The 17,561-nt window shown below is 51.3% G+C and carries 14 protein-coding genes; 9 read left to right on the top strand and 5 right to left on the bottom strand.

Annotated elements, in window-relative coordinates:
• Nucleotides 1-23: 23 nt before the first annotated feature.
• The 3 genes from SK32_RS02030 to SK32_RS02040 all read left to right on the top strand — a co-directional run bounded on the left by SK32_RS02030 (nt 24) and on the right by SK32_RS02040 (nt 3,234).
• Entirely contained in the window at nt 24-965 is a 942-nt protein-coding gene (locus SK32_RS02030) for a pseudouridine kinase (protein WP_048211159.1), read from the top strand.
• A complete protein-coding gene (locus tag SK32_RS02035; RefSeq protein ID WP_048211160.1) occupies nt 953-1,888 on the top strand; it encodes a pseudouridine-5'-phosphate glycosidase in 936 nt (311 codons plus the stop codon). The genes SK32_RS02030 and SK32_RS02035 overlap by 13 nt, the downstream gene beginning before the upstream one ends.
• A gap of 95 nt (nt 1,889-1,983) precedes the next feature.
• Nucleotides 1,984-3,234, top strand: coding sequence for a NupC/NupG family nucleoside CNT transporter (locus SK32_RS02040; RefSeq protein ID WP_048211161.1), 1,251 nt, complete (start codon nt 1,984-1,986; stop codon nt 3,232-3,234).
• Between the two features lie 47 nt (nt 3,235-3,281).
• Here the strand turns inward: SK32_RS02040 and SK32_RS02045 are convergent, their stop codons facing one another.
• From SK32_RS02045 to SK32_RS02055, 3 genes are all read right to left on the bottom strand, one after another.
• Nucleotides 3,282-4,370: a sugar kinase gene (locus tag SK32_RS02045; RefSeq protein WP_048211162.1), complete on the bottom strand. Its 1,089-nt coding sequence runs from the start codon at nt 4,368-4,370 to the stop codon at nt 3,282-3,284.
• 2 nt (nt 4,371-4,372) lie between these two features.
• Nucleotides 4,373-5,230, bottom strand: coding sequence for a deoxyribonuclease IV (nfo, locus tag SK32_RS02050; RefSeq protein ID WP_048211163.1), 858 nt, complete (start codon nt 5,228-5,230; stop codon nt 4,373-4,375).
• A 65-nt stretch (nt 5,231-5,295) separates the two neighbouring features.
• Nucleotides 5,296-6,345, bottom strand: a complete 1,050-nt coding sequence (locus tag SK32_RS02055) for a YeiH family protein (protein WP_048211164.1) — start codon at nt 6,343-6,345, stop codon at nt 5,296-5,298.
• A gap of 133 nt (nt 6,346-6,478) precedes the next feature.
• Here SK32_RS02055 and yieE point away from each other — a divergent pair, with 133 nt between their 5' ends.
• Together yieE and lysP are read left to right on the top strand one after the other, a co-directional pair.
• Nucleotides 6,479-7,360, top strand: a complete 882-nt coding sequence (gene yieE / locus SK32_RS02060; protein WP_048211165.1) for a DNA-binding transcriptional regulator YeiE — start codon at nt 6,479-6,481, stop codon at nt 7,358-7,360.
• A gap of 194 nt (nt 7,361-7,554) precedes the next feature.
• Nucleotides 7,555-9,024, top strand: coding sequence for a lysine-specific permease (gene lysP / locus SK32_RS02065; protein WP_048211166.1), 1,470 nt, complete (start codon nt 7,555-7,557; stop codon nt 9,022-9,024).
• Nucleotides 9,025-9,776: 752 nt separating this feature from the next.
• On the opposite strand, the gene SK32_RS02070 is transcribed toward lysP, so the two are convergent.
• Together SK32_RS02070 and fghA are read right to left on the bottom strand one after the other, a co-directional pair.
• Nucleotides 9,777-11,762 (bottom strand): ligand-gated channel protein, encoded by a 1,986-nt coding sequence (locus SK32_RS02070; protein ID WP_048211167.1) that lies wholly within the window; start codon nt 11,760-11,762, stop codon nt 9,777-9,779.
• Between the two features lie 278 nt (nt 11,763-12,040).
• The gene (fghA, locus tag SK32_RS02075) at nt 12,041-12,877 is read right to left on the bottom strand and encodes an S-formylglutathione hydrolase (protein ID WP_048211168.1); all 837 of its coding nucleotides are present in this window, start codon (nt 12,875-12,877) and stop codon (nt 12,041-12,043) included.
• Between the two features lie 321 nt (nt 12,878-13,198).
• On the opposite strand from fghA, the gene folE reads away from it, so the two are divergent.
• The 4 genes from folE to mglB all read left to right on the top strand — a co-directional run bounded on the left by folE (nt 13,199) and on the right by mglB (nt 17,499).
• Nucleotides 13,199-13,867 carry a GTP cyclohydrolase I FolE gene (gene folE / locus SK32_RS02080; RefSeq protein ID WP_003027410.1) on the top strand — a complete coding sequence of 223 codons (669 nt, stop codon included), beginning with the start codon at nt 13,199-13,201 and terminating at the stop codon, nt 13,865-13,867.
• Nucleotides 13,868-13,881: 14 nt separating this feature from the next.
• A complete protein-coding gene (yeiB, locus tag SK32_RS02085; protein WP_048211169.1) occupies nt 13,882-15,039 on the top strand; it encodes a DUF418 domain-containing protein YeiB in 1,158 nt (385 codons plus the stop codon).
• A gap of 143 nt (nt 15,040-15,182) precedes the next feature.
• The gene (galS, locus tag SK32_RS02090) at nt 15,183-16,205 is read left to right on the top strand and encodes an HTH-type transcriptional regulator GalS (RefSeq protein ID WP_048211170.1); all 1,023 of its coding nucleotides are present in this window, start codon (nt 15,183-15,185) and stop codon (nt 16,203-16,205) included.
• 295 nt (nt 16,206-16,500) lie between these two features.
• On the top strand, nt 16,501-17,499 hold the full coding sequence (gene mglB, locus SK32_RS02095; RefSeq protein WP_003027399.1) for a galactose/glucose ABC transporter substrate-binding protein MglB: 999 nt from the start codon (nt 16,501-16,503) through the stop codon (nt 17,497-17,499).
• Nucleotides 17,500-17,561: the final 62 nt, after the last annotated feature.

The raw sequence follows: 17,561 nt of genomic DNA on the forward strand, positions 1-17,561 counted from the left end.
ATTATATTGCCAGGGGACGTGCTATGCGTGAAAAGGAATACATAGTAACCATTGGCTCGGCCAATATGGATGTCGCCGGGTATTCGCATGCTTCTCTGAATTATGCGGACTCGAATCCAGGGAAAATAAAATTTACGCCAGGCGGCGTGGGACGCAATATCGCTCATAATTTGGCGCTGCTGGGAAAAGATTCATGGTTACTGACTGCTGTTGGTAACGATTTCTATGGACAATCATTGCTGGCGCAAACTAATCAATCTGGCGTTCATGTCGAAAAATGCCTGATTGTTGCTGGAGAAAATACATCAAGTTATTTGTCGCTGCTTGATAATACCGGTGAGATGCTGGTTGCCATAAATGATATGAGTATTACCGACCACATTTCAGCGGATTTTTTGTCGCAACATCGTGATTTTATTCGTGCAGCAAAAGTCATTGTCGCTGACTGTAATATCAGTGAAGACGCGCTGACATGGGTGTTGGAAAATGCGGGCGAGGTACCGGTGTTTATTGACCCGGTATCGGCATGGAAGTGCGTTAAAATTCGCGAGCAGCTCGGCAAAATCCATACCTTAAAACCTAATCGACTTGAAGCTGAAACCCTGAGTGGGATTGCACTCTCCGGGCGAGAGGATGTTGGCAAAGTTGCCACGTGGTTTCATGAACGCGGCCTAAACCGCCTGGTGCTCAGCATGGGGGGGGACGGTGTTTATTACAGTGATATCTCGGGGAGTAGCGGCTGGTCGCTGCCCATTAAAACTCACGTCATTAATGTCACGGGGGCTGGTGATGCCATGATGGCGGGACTGGCTTCCTGCTGGGTAGACGGTCTGCCCTTTATTGATTCGGTTCGATTTGCGCAGGGTTGCTCATCTATGGCACTGGCCTGTGAATATACCAACAACCCTGATTTGTCTGTTGCGAATGTTAGCTTAATAGTGGAGAACACAGAATGTCTGAATTAACTCTTTCCTCTGAATTATTACAAATATCTCCAGAAGTTCAGGAAGCATTAAACAGTAAAAAACCCATTGTTGCACTTGAATCAACCATTATTTCCCATGGCATGCCATTTCCACAAAATGCGCAAACAGCAATTGAAGTAGAAGAAACTATTCGCAAACATGGTGCTGTGCCTGCAACCATTGCCATTATTGGCGGGGTAATGAAAGTTGGCTTGAGTAAAGACGAAATTGAACTTTTAGGACGTGAAGGGCATAACGTTGCTAAAGTTAGCCGCCGAGATTTACCGTTTGTTGTAGCCGCAGGGAAAAATGGCGCGACTACCGTTGCCTCTACCATGATTATTGCCGCTATGGCGGGAATTAAAGTATTTGCAACCGGGGGGATCGGCGGTGTTCACCGCGGGGCTGAGCATACATTTGATATTTCTGCGGATCTGCAAGAACTGGCTCATACCAATGTCACGGTTATTTGCGCAGGGGCAAAATCTATTCTCGATCTCGGATTAACAACCGAATATTTAGAAACCTTCGGTGTGCCGCTCATTGGTTATCAGACAACATCGCTGCCAGCATTTTTCTGCCGCACCAGCCCGTTTGACGTCAGTATTCGTCTGGACAGCGCAAAAGAAATTGCCCGCGCGATGGCGGTGAAATGGCAAACCGGTCTGAACGGCGGCCTGGTTGTCGCCAATCCAATCCCGGAGCAGTTTGCCATGGCAGAGGAAAAAATTAACGCGGCAATCGATCGGGCCGTGAAGGAAGCTGAAGAACAGGGCGTTGTGGGCAAAGATAGCACGCCGTTCCTGCTGGCGCGGGTTGCGGAACTGACCGGAGGCGACAGTCTGAAATCAAACATTCAGTTGGTGTTCAACAACGCCGTACTGGCTTGCGAGATTGCGAAGGAATACCAACGCCTCGCCTGACCAAATTTTTCGGGCAGAAAGCGGTCGCCCGTGAATATCAAACCTACCAAAACCTGGCGTTAGCGCCGGGTTTCCTGGCATGAAGGGATTTCATTATGGATATAATGAGAAGTGTTGTGGGTATGGTGGTATTACTGGCCATCGCGTTTCTGCTGTCAGTAAATAAAAAACGGATTAGCCTGCGTACCGTTGGCGCTGCGTTGGTTTTGCAAATCGCCATTGGCGGTATCATGTTGTATTTCCCTCCGGGGAAATGGCTGGTTGAACAGGCTGCACTCGGCGTCCACAAGGTCATGTCATATAGCGATGCGGGAAGCGCATTTATTTTCGGCTCGTTGGTCGGTCCTAAAATGGATGTGCTGTTTGACGGTGCCGGTTTTATCTTTGCCTTCCGGGTACTCCCCGCGATCATTTTTGTTACCGCGCTGATAAGCCTGCTTTACTACATTGGCGTAATGGGACTGTTGATCCGTATTCTCGGTGGTATTTTCCAGAAAGCGCTGAACATCAGCAAAATCGAATCATTTGTCGCGGTGACGACGATTTTTCTCGGGCAAAACGAAATTCCGGCAATCGTGAAACCCTTTATTGATCGCCTGAATCGCAATGAGCTGTTTACTGCAATTTGTAGCGGGATGGCATCTATTGCGGGTTCAATGATGATTGGTTATGCCGGAATGGGTGTACCCATCGATTATTTGTTGGCGGCATCATTGATGGCAATCCCTGGCGGTATTTTGTTCGCGCGTATGCTGAGTCCGGCAACGGAAGAGTCTCGCGTTACCTTCGAGAATCTGTCGTTTACTGAGACACCACCGAAAAGCATCATCGAAGCGGCGGCCAGTGGGGCGATGACCGGATTGAAGATCGCCGCAGGTGTGGCGACGGTGGTAATGGCATTTGTCGCCATTATTGCGTTAATTAACGGCATTATTGGTGGCGTTGGTGGTTGGTTTGGCTTCGGTCACGCCACTCTGGAAGGCATTTTTGGCTATATTCTGGCCCCGCTGGCGTGGATTATGGGCGTGGACTGGAGCGATGCGACGCTGGCAGGTAGCCTGATTGGACAGAAGCTGGCGATCAACGAATTTGTCGCTTATCTCAACTTCTCACCGTATCTGCAAATGGGCGGTGCGCTGGACGTGAAGACCATCGCGATTATCTCGTTTGCTTTGTGTGGTTTTGCAAACTTTGGTTCAATTGGTGTTGTCGTCGGTGCGTTTTCAGCCATTGCGCCACAGCGCGCACCGGAAATCGCGCAACTTGGAATGCGTGCTTTGGCAGCGGCAACGCTTTCTAACCTGATGAGCGCCACAATAGCCGGTTTCTTTATCGGACTGGCATAAAATAAAGTTTGTAGGCCGGATAAGCAGAGCGCCATCCGGCATTATATCTAAGCGGTTTTCAGCAAATACAGGGCATTATCGGCGGAGAGCGTTGGGTTGTTGATACTGACGCTGGCCCGCGATAATGCCGCGCAGGCCATGGCAAACTGCGCGCTTTCACGAAACTCGCTACCTTCCAGAAAGCTGTACAGTAATCCCGCCATAAAAGCGTCATCGGCGCCAAAACTGTCTACCACCGTATGCTCAGGCGGCGTCAATAAAAACTGTTCGCCGTCCTTTTCGCTGCAAAAAACGGATTCGTCTTCCAGACACACAAAGATGCGTTTTACTCCTTGCTGATGAAGGTCGTTGACGGCCTGCATGCGATCCGCATCCGACTGGACTGGCTTACCCCATAAAATGCCCAGCTCTTTCTGCGTGGGTTTGAGCGTATGAATACGTGTAAACCAGGTCTTCATTTTTGCCGCTTTGAACTCTGAAACGGTATCAATAAATACCGGAATGTCATCAGCAATAGTAAATACCCACTCGATGGCTTCAGCAGTCAGGTTGCAATCCGCCAGCACGACGCCGGAATGGCGGATAAGATCCCGTGAACCGTTCAGCAACTGCGGCGTTAGCTGTTGCAGAATGTGGGTATCGTTAATCGCCAGTACGGTCTCTTCCTGCTGATTCGCGATCGACAAATAGGTGGAGGTGTTATGTCCATGCAGACGAATGCAATTGGAAACGTTAACACCAGCCTGACGGGTCTGTTCCAGCAGCGTTTCGCCATAGAAATCGCTACCAACAGCGGAGATTAAATGCACGTCACGGCCCAGCAGCGCCAAATTATGAGCGATATTGCGTCCCACGCCGCCTGCAGAACAGTGGATGCTGCCGGGGTTAGATGCGGCTTGAGGATAGTGGATGTCTGCAATACCCCGGATATCCATGTTGATAGCTCCGACGACGACGCAATAATCTTGTTCGGTAAGGATATAACCTTTACCTTTGATCATTCCTTTGCGCATCAAATCCATAATATGTGCGGCGACGCGCGAACGGCTGATCTGCAAAATATCGGCGATTTCATTCTGCTGAATCAACGGATTACGTCGCAGGATCTTAAGGATCTGCTTTTCCCTGTCGTTCATGATTAGGCCACCGCTTTTTCAGTTTGCTGCGCTTTCAGCCAGGCAATCTCTTCTGCCCAGATATCTGGATTAATGGTTTCCAGTATCAGTGGGATGCCGTCAAAACGGTTGTCCTGCATGATCCAGCGGAATGCATCGTGACCGATATTACCTTCCCCTAAGCTATGGTGACGGTCAACGCGGCTGCCAAATGCGCTCTTGGCATCGTTCAGGTGCATACCGCGTAAATAGTTAAAGCCGACAATACGTTCAAATTCAGCGAATGTCTTTTCACACTCGTCAACGGAACGCAAATCGTAACCGGCCGCGAAGGCGTGGCAGGTGTCGATGCAGACGCCGACACGGGATTTATCCTCGACGCCGTCGATGATTGCCGCCAGATGCTCGAATTTAAAACCAAGATTACTGCCTTGCCCGGCGGTGTTTTCAATGACTGCCGTCACGCCCTGAGTTTGAGCAAGGACAATGTTGATTGATTCGGCAATACGCGCCAGGCATTCATCTTCCGGGATCTGCATTAAGTGGCTGCCCGGGTGAAAGTTAAGCAGGGATAAACCAAGCTGCTCGCAGCGCTGCATTTCATCAAGAAAAGCATCGCGTGATTTTTCCAGCGCGTCGCTGACCGGATGACCGAGGTTTATCAGGTAGCTGTCGTGAGGCAGGATTTGCGCAGAAGTATAGTGATACTTCTCGCAGGCAGATTTGAAATCATCAATGATTTCGGTGGTCAGCGGCGCGGCACGCCACTGACGCTGATTCTTGGTGAACAGGGCGAATGCGGTCGCTTCGATTTCTGCGGCTCGAATAGCGGCGTTAGCCAGACCGCCAGCGGCGCTTACGTGCGCTCCAATATATTTCATAAATTAAACCCGCCATACTCAAAAGGGGAGAGTATAGCGGGTTAATGGGGGGGAGTCGTGCTCGTTTATGCCATCAGCGCGTGGATAGCGAGGTTAATCGCGCCACCGCCCACAATCAGCCAGACAAACAGCACCAGTGCCATCAGCAGAGGTTTTGCACCGGCTTTTTTCAGGGCGCTAACGTGAGTGGTCAGCCCCAGCGCGGCCATCGCCATTGCCAGCAAAATGGTATCCAGCGTTACCAGCATGTTCACTACCGACTGCGGCAGCAGGTGGAACGAGTTAAAAATCGCGACCACAATAAACAGGATGGCAAACCACGGAATAGTGATTTTACTTTTTTCTCCGCTGGCCGCCGGAGACAGTTGTTTAACACGTGCTGCCAGGATGATGAGGAACGGAGCCAGCATCATGACGCGCAGCATTTTAGCAATGACGGCTGCGTTTTCAGCTTCCGGGGTGATTGCATGCCCGGCAGCAACAACCTGTGCGACTTCATGCATCGTGGAGCCAATATAAATCCCGTAGGTTTCCGGGCTAAACCAGTGCGCCAGTAGCGGGTACATTGCCGGGTACAGGAAGATAGCAATGGTCCCGAAGATAACCACGGTAGCAACGGCGACCGTTACCTTACTGGCTTCTGCTTTCACCACCGGCTCGGTGGCTAATACGGCGGCGGCACCACAAATACTGCTCCCCGCGCCAATCAGCCAACTGGTGTGGCGGTCCAGACCAAACACTTTCTGCCCAAGGAAGCAGGCAATCATAAAGGTGCTGCTGAGCGTTAACACATCAATCACGATACCGCTGACGCCGACGTCAGCAATTTGCGCGAAGGTGAGGCGGAAACCATAAAGGATGATCCCCAGACGCAGTAAATGTTGCTTGGCAAACAGCACGCCACCGTCACAGCTTTTCCAGATTTGTGGATACACGGTGTTGCCGATAACCATCCCGAATAAAATGGCTAAGGTGAGGGCGCTGAACCCGGCACCTGCGACGGCGGGAATGGAACCTCCCCATAAGGCGGCCCCGGTGATAACTGCACTCAGGGCAAGCCCCGGAATAAAATGCCACACTGTACGACGATGATTCTGTAGGGCGAGTTCAGTCATAACCCCTCCTGAACAATTTGAATGATTTCTTGGCAAAAATTGTAAGGTGAAGTGGCTTAAAAATAAAATTGATTATATATTTATAATTAATCTTTATAAGTGGTAAGCACGGGCTACCCGGTGGAAAACGACTATGCATATCACCCTGCGACAACTTGAAGTTTTTGCTGAGGTACTGAAAAGCGGCTCGACGACTCAGGCATCTGTCATGTTGTCATTGTCGCAGTCAGCGGTCAGTGCTGCACTTACCGATTTAGAGGGGCAACTTGGCGTGCAACTGTTTGACCGCGTCGGCAAGCGACTGGTCGTTAATGAGCACGGGCGCTTACTCTATCCGCGTGCGTTGGCCTTGCTCGAGCAAACGACAGAAATTGAACAGCTTTTTCGTGAAGATAATGGCGCGATTCGCGTCTATGCCAGTAGCACCATTGGCAACTATATTTTACCTGCCATGATTGCAGGTTACCGGCGGGATTTCCCCGATTTGCCGCTGGAACTCAGCGTGGGCAACAGCCAGGATGTTATCAATGCCGTGCTGGATTTTCGGGTCGATATCGGGCTGATTGAAGGGCCCTGTCACAGTACCGAAATCATCTCTGAACCGTGGCTGGAAGATGAACTGGTGGTATTTGCTGCGCCGTCATCGCCGCTAACCACGGGGCCCGTGACGCTGGAGCAACTTGCGGCTTCGCCCTGGATCCTGCGCGAACGTGGGTCTGGTACTCGCGAGCTGGTGGATTACCTGCTGTTGTCTCATCTACCGAGATTTCAGATGGCAATGGAGTTGGGTAACTCTGAGGCTATTAAGCATGCGGTGCGCCATGGTCTCGGGATCAGCTGCTTGTCGCGTCGGGTTATTGCAGAACAACTGCAGGCAGGAACGTTAAGCGAAGTTCCGGTGCCGTTGCCACGTCTGGTCCGCACGCTTTGGCGCGTCCATCATCGCCAAAAACATCTTTCAAACTCGCTGCTGCGTTTTTTACGTTATAGCGACCAGGTAGAGCAGGTTGAATAAGGCGCTGATGTGTCGTACCTGCAATAAACACCCCATCGTCAACTGAGGGCAATCGTCATACGTTGCCCATTTCTGCTTTACTTATAATCCGCGGCCAGTCATGAAGGTCTCTTATAACAGCGCATTTGTGCCGGAAGAATGCCATTTCGTCTGCTACAATCGCGCCTCATTTTTTGGATGGATAGCATTTTCACATGGTTTCCGAAACTAAAACCACAGAAGCGCCCACGCTACGCCGTGAACTGAAGGCGCGTCACCTGACGATGATCGCCATTGGTGGTTCCATCGGTACGGGTCTTTTCGTTGCATCTGGTGCAACCATTTCTGCGGCGGGTCCTGGCGGCGCGCTGTTTTCTTATATTCTGATTGGCCTGATGGTGTACTTCCTGATGACCAGTCTTGGTGAGCTGGCTGCCTACATGCCGGTTTCCGGTTCGTTCTCTACCTACGGTCAGAACTATGTAGAAGAAGGCTTTGGCTTCGCGCTCGGCTGGAACTACTGGTACAACTGGGCGGTGACTATCGCCGTGGACCTGGTGGCCGCACAATTGGTAATGAGCTGGTGGTTCCCGGATACGCCTGGTTGGATCTGGAGTGCGCTGTTCCTTGGCGTTATCTTCCTGCTGAACTACATCTCGGTACGTGGATTTGGCGAAGCGGAGTATTGGTTCTCACTGATTAAAGTCACCACCGTGATTATCTTCATCGTGGTTGGCGTAATGATGATTATCGGTATCTTCAAAGGTGCTCAACCGGTGGGTTGGAGTAACTGGACGACAGGTGATGCCCCCTTTGCTGGCGGTTTTGCCGCCATGATTGGTGTGGCGATGATCGTCGGCTTCTCTTTCCAGGGGACCGAGTTGATTGGTATCGCCGCGGGCGAATCTGAAGATCCAGAGAAGAACATTCCACGCGCGGTGCGTCAGGTATTCTGGCGAATCCTGCTGTTCTATGTGTTCGCGATTTTGATTATCAGCCTGATTATCCCATATACCGATCCGAGCCTGCTGCGCAATGATGTAAAAGACATCAGCGTCAGCCCGTTCACGCTGGTATTCCAGCACGCGGGTCTGCTGTCTGCGGCGGCGGTGATGAACGCCGTTATCCTGACGGCGGTGCTGTCGGCGGGTAATTCCGGGATGTATGCATCAACACGTATGCTCTACACCCTGGCATGTGACGGTAAAGCGCCGCGTATTTTCTCTAAACTGTCTCGTGGCGGCGTACCGCGTAACGCGCTGTATGCGACGACTGTCGTGGCAGGTCTGTGCTTCCTGACATCCATGTTTGGTAACCAGACTGTGTACCTGTGGCTGTTGAACACTTCCGGGATGACGGGCTTTATCGCCTGGCTGGGAATTGCAATTAGCCACTATCGTTTCCGCCGTGGTTACGTGTTGCAGGGCCATGATATTAATGATCTGCCGTATCGTTCAGGCTTCTTCCCTCTGGGGCCGATCTTTGCCTTTGTCCTGTGCCTGATTATCACTCTCGGCCAGAACTACGAAGCGTTCCTGAAAGATACCATTGACTGGGGCGGTGTAATGGCAACCTATATTGGTATCCCGCTGTTCCTGATCATCTGGTTTGGCTATAAGCTGACCAAAGGAACCCGTTTCGTTCGTTACAGCGAAATGCACTTTCCGAAACGTGTGAAGAAGTAATCCAGTGCATAATGCTTGCCAGGTAAGCATTATGGAGAACATTTGATTCCGCTATAGGGTTCCGTTCATCTTAGTGGTGTCATTTCTCTGAAGCACAGATATCTGTGAACGTGCAAGGGAGGCTCGCCGCCGCCACCCTTGCAACCCTGTCTCCCGGCGGGAAAATCGCCGCTGCACGATGTATTCGTCTTATTCCGTCTGCCTGCCGGGTCGGGGCCGGGCCCGCGTCCCCGCAGGCCGTCCCCTCTGACCGCATCCCTGCGGGCAGTCCCGGTCAACCGTCAACGCCTCATCGATTTTCAGCCGGACCGGGGTCATCGCTTCAACGCTCTGACTTCCAGTTAAATCTGTTTTGCTGTTTAAACAAAAAACGCAGATGGTGAGGTGTGGGCTGGTCCGGCTGATAATTGCCGACGTGTATCCATAAGGCCGGGAGAACCCGCAGGGATGCGGGTTCAGGGTGTGAGCGACAGGGATGTTGCATCGCGCCCGGCCCGGTAGCCTGGAGGAATAAGCGGAGGGGATTGCGAAGCAACAATTTTCCTGCCGGGAGCCGGGATTGTTAAGGGTGCGGAGATAGCACCCTTAACACGTTCACGGGTGTTCAGTGTACAGAGAAGCGATGAACATGAGGTGAACGGAACCCTTTCTCTGAGAGAGTATGTTCATTACCCCGCCAACACATGTTGATGCTTTATGTTAACTGAACAGCATTAGGCATGGTGAATGCCGGGGTTTTTATGGTCTAAAACTTAGAAGTTGTAAGTCAGGCCAACAGTGTAACGACGACCATCAAGCACGGTGTCATAGGTCTCGTAATCAATCTGTTTATCCAGCACGTTATACACGCCAGCAGTAAGCAGTACATCTTTGGTCGCATAGTAACGCATACCGATATCGACCTGGGTATAGGAAGGGGTGCCTTGCGCCATGGAGGTACGGCTCAGGTATTCTGATGTTTTGCCACGCAGATTCAAACGGCTCCAGAAACCGATATCCTGCGTAGCCTGCCAGTCCAGCGTGGTGTTGAACATATGCTTCGGCATTTTGTTCAACGGCTGGCCCGAGAACTGACCGCTTTTCTGTTCAGATTCAGTGTAGGTATAGTTCGCTGTCCAGTTGATGTCGGAGGTCATCTTCCAACCGAAGGTGGATTCGACACCGCGCATATTGGCTTTATCAACGTTAACCCGATCGCTGACAAAGTCGTAATGAGTGCTGCCAATAGTACAAGCCGGATCGGCACTGCTGTTACAGCGACGGACTTCGGTAATTTTGTTTTTGAAGTCAGTATTGAACAGCGTGACACCCGCATTGAGGTCGTTGCCGTTATCCCACAGCAAACCGATCTCTTCGCTCAGGCTTTTTTCTGGTTTCAGATCCGGGTTGCCGACAATGATACCGTTCAGACGACCGCCACCGGTCACTTGCCCCCAGCTTGCGGATGACTGGCGCAGATCCGGTGCACGATAGCCCGCAGAAACTCCCCCTTTTAAGGTCCACTGATCGCTCAGGTGCCATACGCCATAGCCGCGCGGCGTCCAGTTGTCACCGTAGTTTTCATCTTTATCCATACGCAGACCGCCGGTCAGCGTGAAAGTATCGGTAACCGCCCATTCGTCTTCGGCAAACAACGCCCAACTCCAGCGGGTCAATTTGTTCAAACCGTCAGCTGCTTGCAGTTGGTTGCCGTTATCGCGCAGTTTTTCATAACGGTATTGCCCGCCAACTGTCAGGGTGTGCGCCCCGAGGAAGACCTGGTTCTGGTTATTGAAGATCGTGTTGTAGGATTTCATCTGACGACCAGGGTTTTTGGTCTCTTCCTGCTGAACATAGCTGGTGCTGTTGAAATCGTCGTAATAACCGCTGTGGGTTAATGAATACGTTGTGTGTTCATAACGGTTGTAGCTTTTGCTGTTTGGCTTACAAACACCGTTACGGCAGTTTTCTGCCGCCATCGATTCGCCTGGTGTGCTGTTGCGATCCTGTAGTTCATGCGCGACATCGAAGTCGATGTCATTTTTATCATCCGGGGTGAAGTTGAGGGTGAGTCCGCCGTTGCGCAGGCGTTGTTCATTGTAACCATTGACTATCTTATCTTCTCCGCGATGGGAGAACAGCCCGGTCACTTTTGCGCCGAGTAGCCCGTCGATCAGTGGTCCGGACGCGTATGCATTTGTCTGGTAAAGGTCTCCGGAGTCCCGATCTTCCTGGAGGGTGGCATCACCATGCAGGGAGCCGGTCCAGGCTTTAGTATTCGAGACTTTTTTGGTGATCACGTTAATCACGCCGCCCATAGCGTCAGAGCCGTACAGAGACGACATCGGGCCGCGGATCACCTCGATACGCTCGATGGATTCCAGTGGCGGTAGCCAGCCTTGCTCAATACCCGCGTTGTCGCTGTTCGGGCGGGTACCGCGTGTACTGATACGTTTACCGTTAACCAGGAAGAGCGTGTATTGCGAGGCCATACCGCGGATGCTGATATCACTGCTGCTACCGCCGCCGGTCACAACAACACCAGGGACGTCTTTCAGTGCATCGGTCACATCGCGATACGCTTTATCTTCGATCTGTTGCTTGGTAATAACCGAAATGGAGGCGGGGGCATCCTGAATTTTTTGCTCAAACCCGGTGGCGGTGACGACCACGGTATCCTGGTCGGCGGCATAGACGAGTGATGGGAGACTCGCGACGCATACTGCGGCGGCTACAGCCTTAACGTGAGGTATAGTCATTTGTATCATTCCATTTAAATGAATCTAACTGCGTGTCATGTGAAAGGCCATGACAATTGTATGTATTTGTCTTTTAAGGACTCTTTTCAGTAAAGAAGCGGGGGGATTGTACAAAAGTATGAATTTTTGTAAACACAAATGATAATAGAAATCATTTGTGTTTGATGTGTTTAGCATGGAAAATCTTTTTAATTCAGTGGGATAGTGGTGAAATAAAAAAGGAGAAAAAGTGAAGGAATGATGGAGAAATGAAGAGGGCTGACGCCCTCACTCAGGCGTTACTTCAGCAAATATTGGGCGTGGAAACGCAGATGATCTTCAATAAATGATGCAATGAAGTAGTAGCTATGATCGTAACCCGGCTGAATGCGTAATGTCATCGGCCATGCGGTTTGACGGGCCGTTTCGGCCAGCACTGCGGGTTGCAGTTGATCGGCGAGAAACTGATCGCTATCCCCCTGATCAATAAGCGTTGGGATCGCATCTGCGGGTTTACTGGCCAGCATCAGCGCACAGCTGTCCCATTCCGCCCACCGTGATTTATCCTCACCCAGGTAGGCGCTAAAGGCTTTCTCACCCCACGGTACGCGACATGGATTGACGATGGGGGCGAAGGCAGAAACGCTGGTGTATTTGCCAGGGTTTTTCAGTGCCATGATCAGTGCACCATGCCCCCCCATAGAGTGCCCGCTGATGGCGCAGCGATCGCTGACGTTAAACTGTGACTGAATGAGTGCCGGCAGCTCATCACGCATATAGTCATACATGCGAAAATGTGAGGCCCACGGTTGTTGCGTGGCATTGAGATAAAATCCGGCACCCTGGCCTAAATCGTAGCCTTCATCATTGGCGACCTGTTCGCCACGCGGGCTGGTATCAGGCATCACCAGAACGATGCCCAGTTCAGCCGCAATACGTTGTGCTCCGGCTTTAGTGGTGAAGTTTTCATCATTGCAGGTCAAACCTGACAGCCAGTACAGCACCGGAGGTGGGGTGTTATCCCGGGGGGGTGGAAGAAAAATACTGAAGGTCATGGTGCAATTTAGCGTGGTGGAGTCATGACGCCAGCGTTGTTGCCAGCCTTCAAAACAGCGGTGCTCTTCAAGCATTTCCATGCGTGGCTCCTTGTTGTGTTGAACCTGAATGTGTTTGCGAACTCACCATAATACAGATTATTCATTGCACTGTGAGTAACTTTCACTTCCGCATTGAGCAAACATACTTCATCATCTATATAACTTTACATTAACACTCGAATTCACCCGGTTGAACGACATATGAAATCTGTGTGCTAAAAGGCAGCACCAATTTCAATAATTATCGCGGTGAATACTGGATTATGTGCGCCGCCTCACGCACAATGTTCTGGCTGTGACACAGCCTAAAAACTTTGCCCCACGCAGGGCAGAGGCGCCCCACCTGCAGGAGAAAAAGAAATGTCATCACTCAGTAAAGAAGCGGCACTGGTTCATGAAGCGCTGGTCGCGCGTGGTCTTGAAACACCACTACGCCCGCCCGTGCAAGAGATGGATAATGAAACGCGCAAACGTCTTATCTCCGGTCATATGACCGAGATTATGCAATTGCTCAATCTTGATTTGAGCGATGACAGTCTGATGGAAACGCCACATCGCATCGCTAAAATGTATGTCGATGAGATTTTCTCCGGCCTCGATTACGCCAACTTCCCGAAAATCACCGTCATTGAAAATAAGATGAAGGTTGATGAGATGGTCACGGTTCGCGATATCACGCTGACCAGCACCTGCGAACATCACTTCGTCACGATTGATGGCAAAGCGACGGTGGCCTATATCCCGAAAGATTCGGTCATCGGTCTGTCGAAGATTAACCGCATTGTGCAGTTCTTCGCCCAGCGCCCGCAGGTCCAGGAACGCCTGACTCAGCAAATTCTCACCGCGCTGCAAACGTTGCTCGGGACGAATAATGTGGCGGTTTCAATTGATGCTGTGCATTACTGCGTGAAAGCGCGTGGTATTCGTGATGCGACCAGCGCTACCACCACTACCTCGCTTGGCGGATTGTTTAAGTCCAGCCAGAATACGCGTCAGGAATTCCTGCGCGCCGTGCGTCACCACAACTGATCAGGGCAGGGGCCATGGAGCGTAATGTCACGCTGGATTTTATTCGTGGCGTCGCCATCCTCGGCATCCTGCTTCTCAATATTAGCGCCTTTGGTCTGCCAAAGGCGGCCTATCTGAATCCTGCCTGGTACGGCAACATTACCCCGTCAGATGCCTGGACCTGGGCCGTGCTTGATCTCTTCGCGCAGGTGAAATTCCTCACGTTATTTGCGCTGCTGTTTGGCGCGGGTCTGCAGATGCTGCTACCGCGAGGCAAACGTTGGATCCAGTCACGACTCACTTTGCTGGTTCTGCTGGGGTTTATTCACGGTTTGCTGTTCTGGGATGGCGATATCCTGCTGGCGTATGGCCTGATTGGGCTGATTTGCTGGCGGTTGGTTCGCGATGCTCCTTCCGTCAAAAGTCTGTTTAATACCGGCGTGCTGCTCTATCTGGCGGGCGTTGGTGTGCTGTTGCTGCTGGGATTTATCTCCGGAAGTGAGACCAGTCGGGCCTGGACACCGGATGCTTCTGCGTTGCTGTATGAGAAATACTGGAAGGTGAACGGCGGTATGGAAGCGGTCAGCAATCGCGTAGATATGATGTCCAATAGCTTGCTGGCGTTGGGTGCGCAGTACGGCTGGCAACTGGCGGGGATGATGCTGCTGGGCGCGGCATTGATGCGCAGCGGTTGGCTGAAAGGGCAGTACAGTTTGCAGCACTATCGACGTACCGGCGCGTTATTGGTCATTATTGGGATGGCGATTAACCTGCCTGCTATCGTTGCGCAGTGGCATCTGGACTGGGCCTACCGCTGGTGTGCTTTCCTGTTACAAGCCCCGCGAGAGCTGGGCGCGCCGTTGCAGACCATTGGTTACGCTGCGCTGATGTTCGGTTTCTGGCCGCAGCTTAGCCGTTTAAAATGGGTCATTGCCATAGCCTGCGTTGGGCGCATGGCGCTAACCAACTATTTGTTACAAACCTTAATTTGCACCACGCTGTTTTATCAATTCGGCTTATTTATGAAATTCGACCGGCTGGAGTTGCTGTATTTCGTCATTCCGGTCTGGGCCGTTAACCTGCTTTTCTCCGTCATTTGGTTGCATTTTTACCGGCAAGGCCCGGTAGAATGGCTATGGCGTCAATTAACCCTGCGTGCGTCAGGGGCATCATTACCGCGAACATCCAGATAACGATCTGGATCACATTCATTAACAAAATGGATGTAAGCGCTTTCATTCCTGTGACATCACTCACGCAGTCCGTTTCGTTGTGCTGACAAAATACCCAGCCTGGGGTGTCTGCGGGTAACCGCATCTTAAACAGGGTAGTGAATATGGTAACCATCCGTGATGTGGCACGACAGTCTGGCGTTTCTGTCGCGACTGTTTCCCGCGTACTGAACAACAGCGCGCTGGTGAGTCCCGATACGCGTGAAGCGGTAATGAAGGCGGTCACTCAGCTCGGCTATCGACCGAATGCCAACGCGCAAGCGCTGGCGACGCAGGTGAGCGACACGATTGGCGTTGTGGTGATGGATGTTTCAGACGCATTTTTTGGCGCGCTGGTCAAGGCCGTGGATATGGTTGCTCAACAGCATCAGAAGTACGTCCTGATTGGCAACAGCTACCATGAGGCTGAAAAAGAACGTCATGCCATTGAGGTACTGATTCGTCAGCGTTGTAACGCACTGATTGTTCACTCGAAAGCGTTGAGCGATCGCGAGCTGGCCGAGTTCATGGATCAGATCCCTGGCATGGTGCTGATCAACCGCATTGTGCCGGGCTACGCGCATCGTTGCGTCTGTCTGGATAATATTAGCGGGGCTAAAATGGCAACCCGTATGCTGCTGAATAATGGGCATCAACGTATTGGTTACCTGGCATCAAGTCACCGCATTGAGGACGATGCAATGCGTAAAGAAGGGTGGCTAAGTGCCCTGAAAGAACAGGGGGTTACCCCGGCAGACAGTTGGATAGGTACCGGTTCACCGGATATGCAGGGCGGAGAGTCCGCAATGGTGGAACTACTGGGACGTAACCTGCAACTGACGGCAGTCTTCGCTTACAACGACAATATGGCCGCTGGCGCGCTGACCGCGCTAAAAGACAACGGCATCGCCATTCCATTACATCTATCTATCATTGGTTTCGACGATATTCCTATCGCACGTTACACTGACCCGCAGCTGACAACGGTGCGCTATCCCATTGCTTCTATGGCAAAAATGGCCACTGAGCTTGCGCTACAAGGCGCGGCGGGAACGCTGGATCCTGACGCAACACATTGCTTTATGCCGACGCTGGTGCGACGTCATTCTGTGGCTTTGCGGCAGAATGCGGCACCGATCACTAACTGATAATGTCGGGCTATGTAACCGCTTTCAATATGTGAGTAAATTCACAGTATCTTAACAATGCGATAGCTATGATGACACTGTTTGTTGCGCTGTAACTACTATGTAACGGTGAATAATCACTTTCATCGAGGTATAGGCGTCTTAAACAACAATTAAAGCCTGTTTTTGGAGCGTTGCCAGACACGGAAGAAATATTTTTAAAAGTGAGCTTCGGCGTTCAGTAACACTTCAGTAACGTTCTGCCTGCCGAGCATTTATCTCAAGCACTACCCTGCATAATAAAACCGGAGATACCATGAATAAGAAGGTGTTGACCCTGTCTGCTGTAATGGCAAGCATGTTATTCGGCGCGGCTGCGCACGCTGCTGATACCCGCATTGGTGTGACTATCTATAAATATGACGATAACTTTATGTCTGTGGTACGTAAGGCTATTGAAAAAGATGCCAAAGCGGCGCCGGATGTACAGTTGCTGATGAATGACTCGCAAAACGATCAGTCCAAACAGAACGATCAGATTGATGTGTTGTTGGCAAAAGGCGTTAAAGCACTGGCTATCAACCTGGTTGACCCGGCAGCAGCAGGAACGGTCATTGAAAAAGCACGCGGTCAGAACGTACCGATTGTGTTCTTCAACAAAGAGCCTTCCCGTAAAGCGCTGGACAGCTATGACAAAGCCTATTATGTCGGTACCGACTCTAAAGAGTCCGGGATTATTCAGGGTGACTTGATTGCCAAGCACTGGGCCGCTAACCCGAACTGGGATCTGAACAAAGATGGCAAAATTCAGTTTGTTCTGCTGAAAGGCGAACCGGGACACCCGGATGCCGAAGCTCGTACGACCTACGTAATTAAAGAGCTGAACGATAAAGGCATCAAAACTGAACAACTGCAGTTAGATACTGCAATGTGGGATACCGCTCAGGCGAAAGATAAGATGGATGCGTGGATGTCCGGTCCTAACGCAAACAAAATCGAAGTGGTTATCGCCAACAACGATGCGATGGCAATGGGCGCAGTTGAAGCGCTGAAAGCACACAACAAAACCAGCGTCCCGGTATTTGGCGTCGATGCGCTGCCTGAAGCCCTGGCACTGGTGAAATCTGGCGCTATGGCCGGTACCGTGCTGAACGATGCAAACAACCAGGCGAAAGCCACCTTCGATCTGGCGAAAAACCTGGCTGATGGCAAAGGCGCGGCAGACGGCACCAACTGGAAAATTGAGAACAAAATTGTTCGCGTTCCATATGTAGGTGTCGATAAAGATAATCTGGCAGAGTTCACCAACAAATAAATACTCCGTCTGTGGGCGCAATTTCATTGCGCCCTTAATTGCGCACTCTGCAAGGCCAACAA

Source organism: Citrobacter sp. MGH100 (genome assembly GCF_001034465.1).
Classification (GTDB): domain Bacteria; phylum Pseudomonadota; class Gammaproteobacteria; order Enterobacterales; family Enterobacteriaceae; genus Citrobacter; species Citrobacter youngae.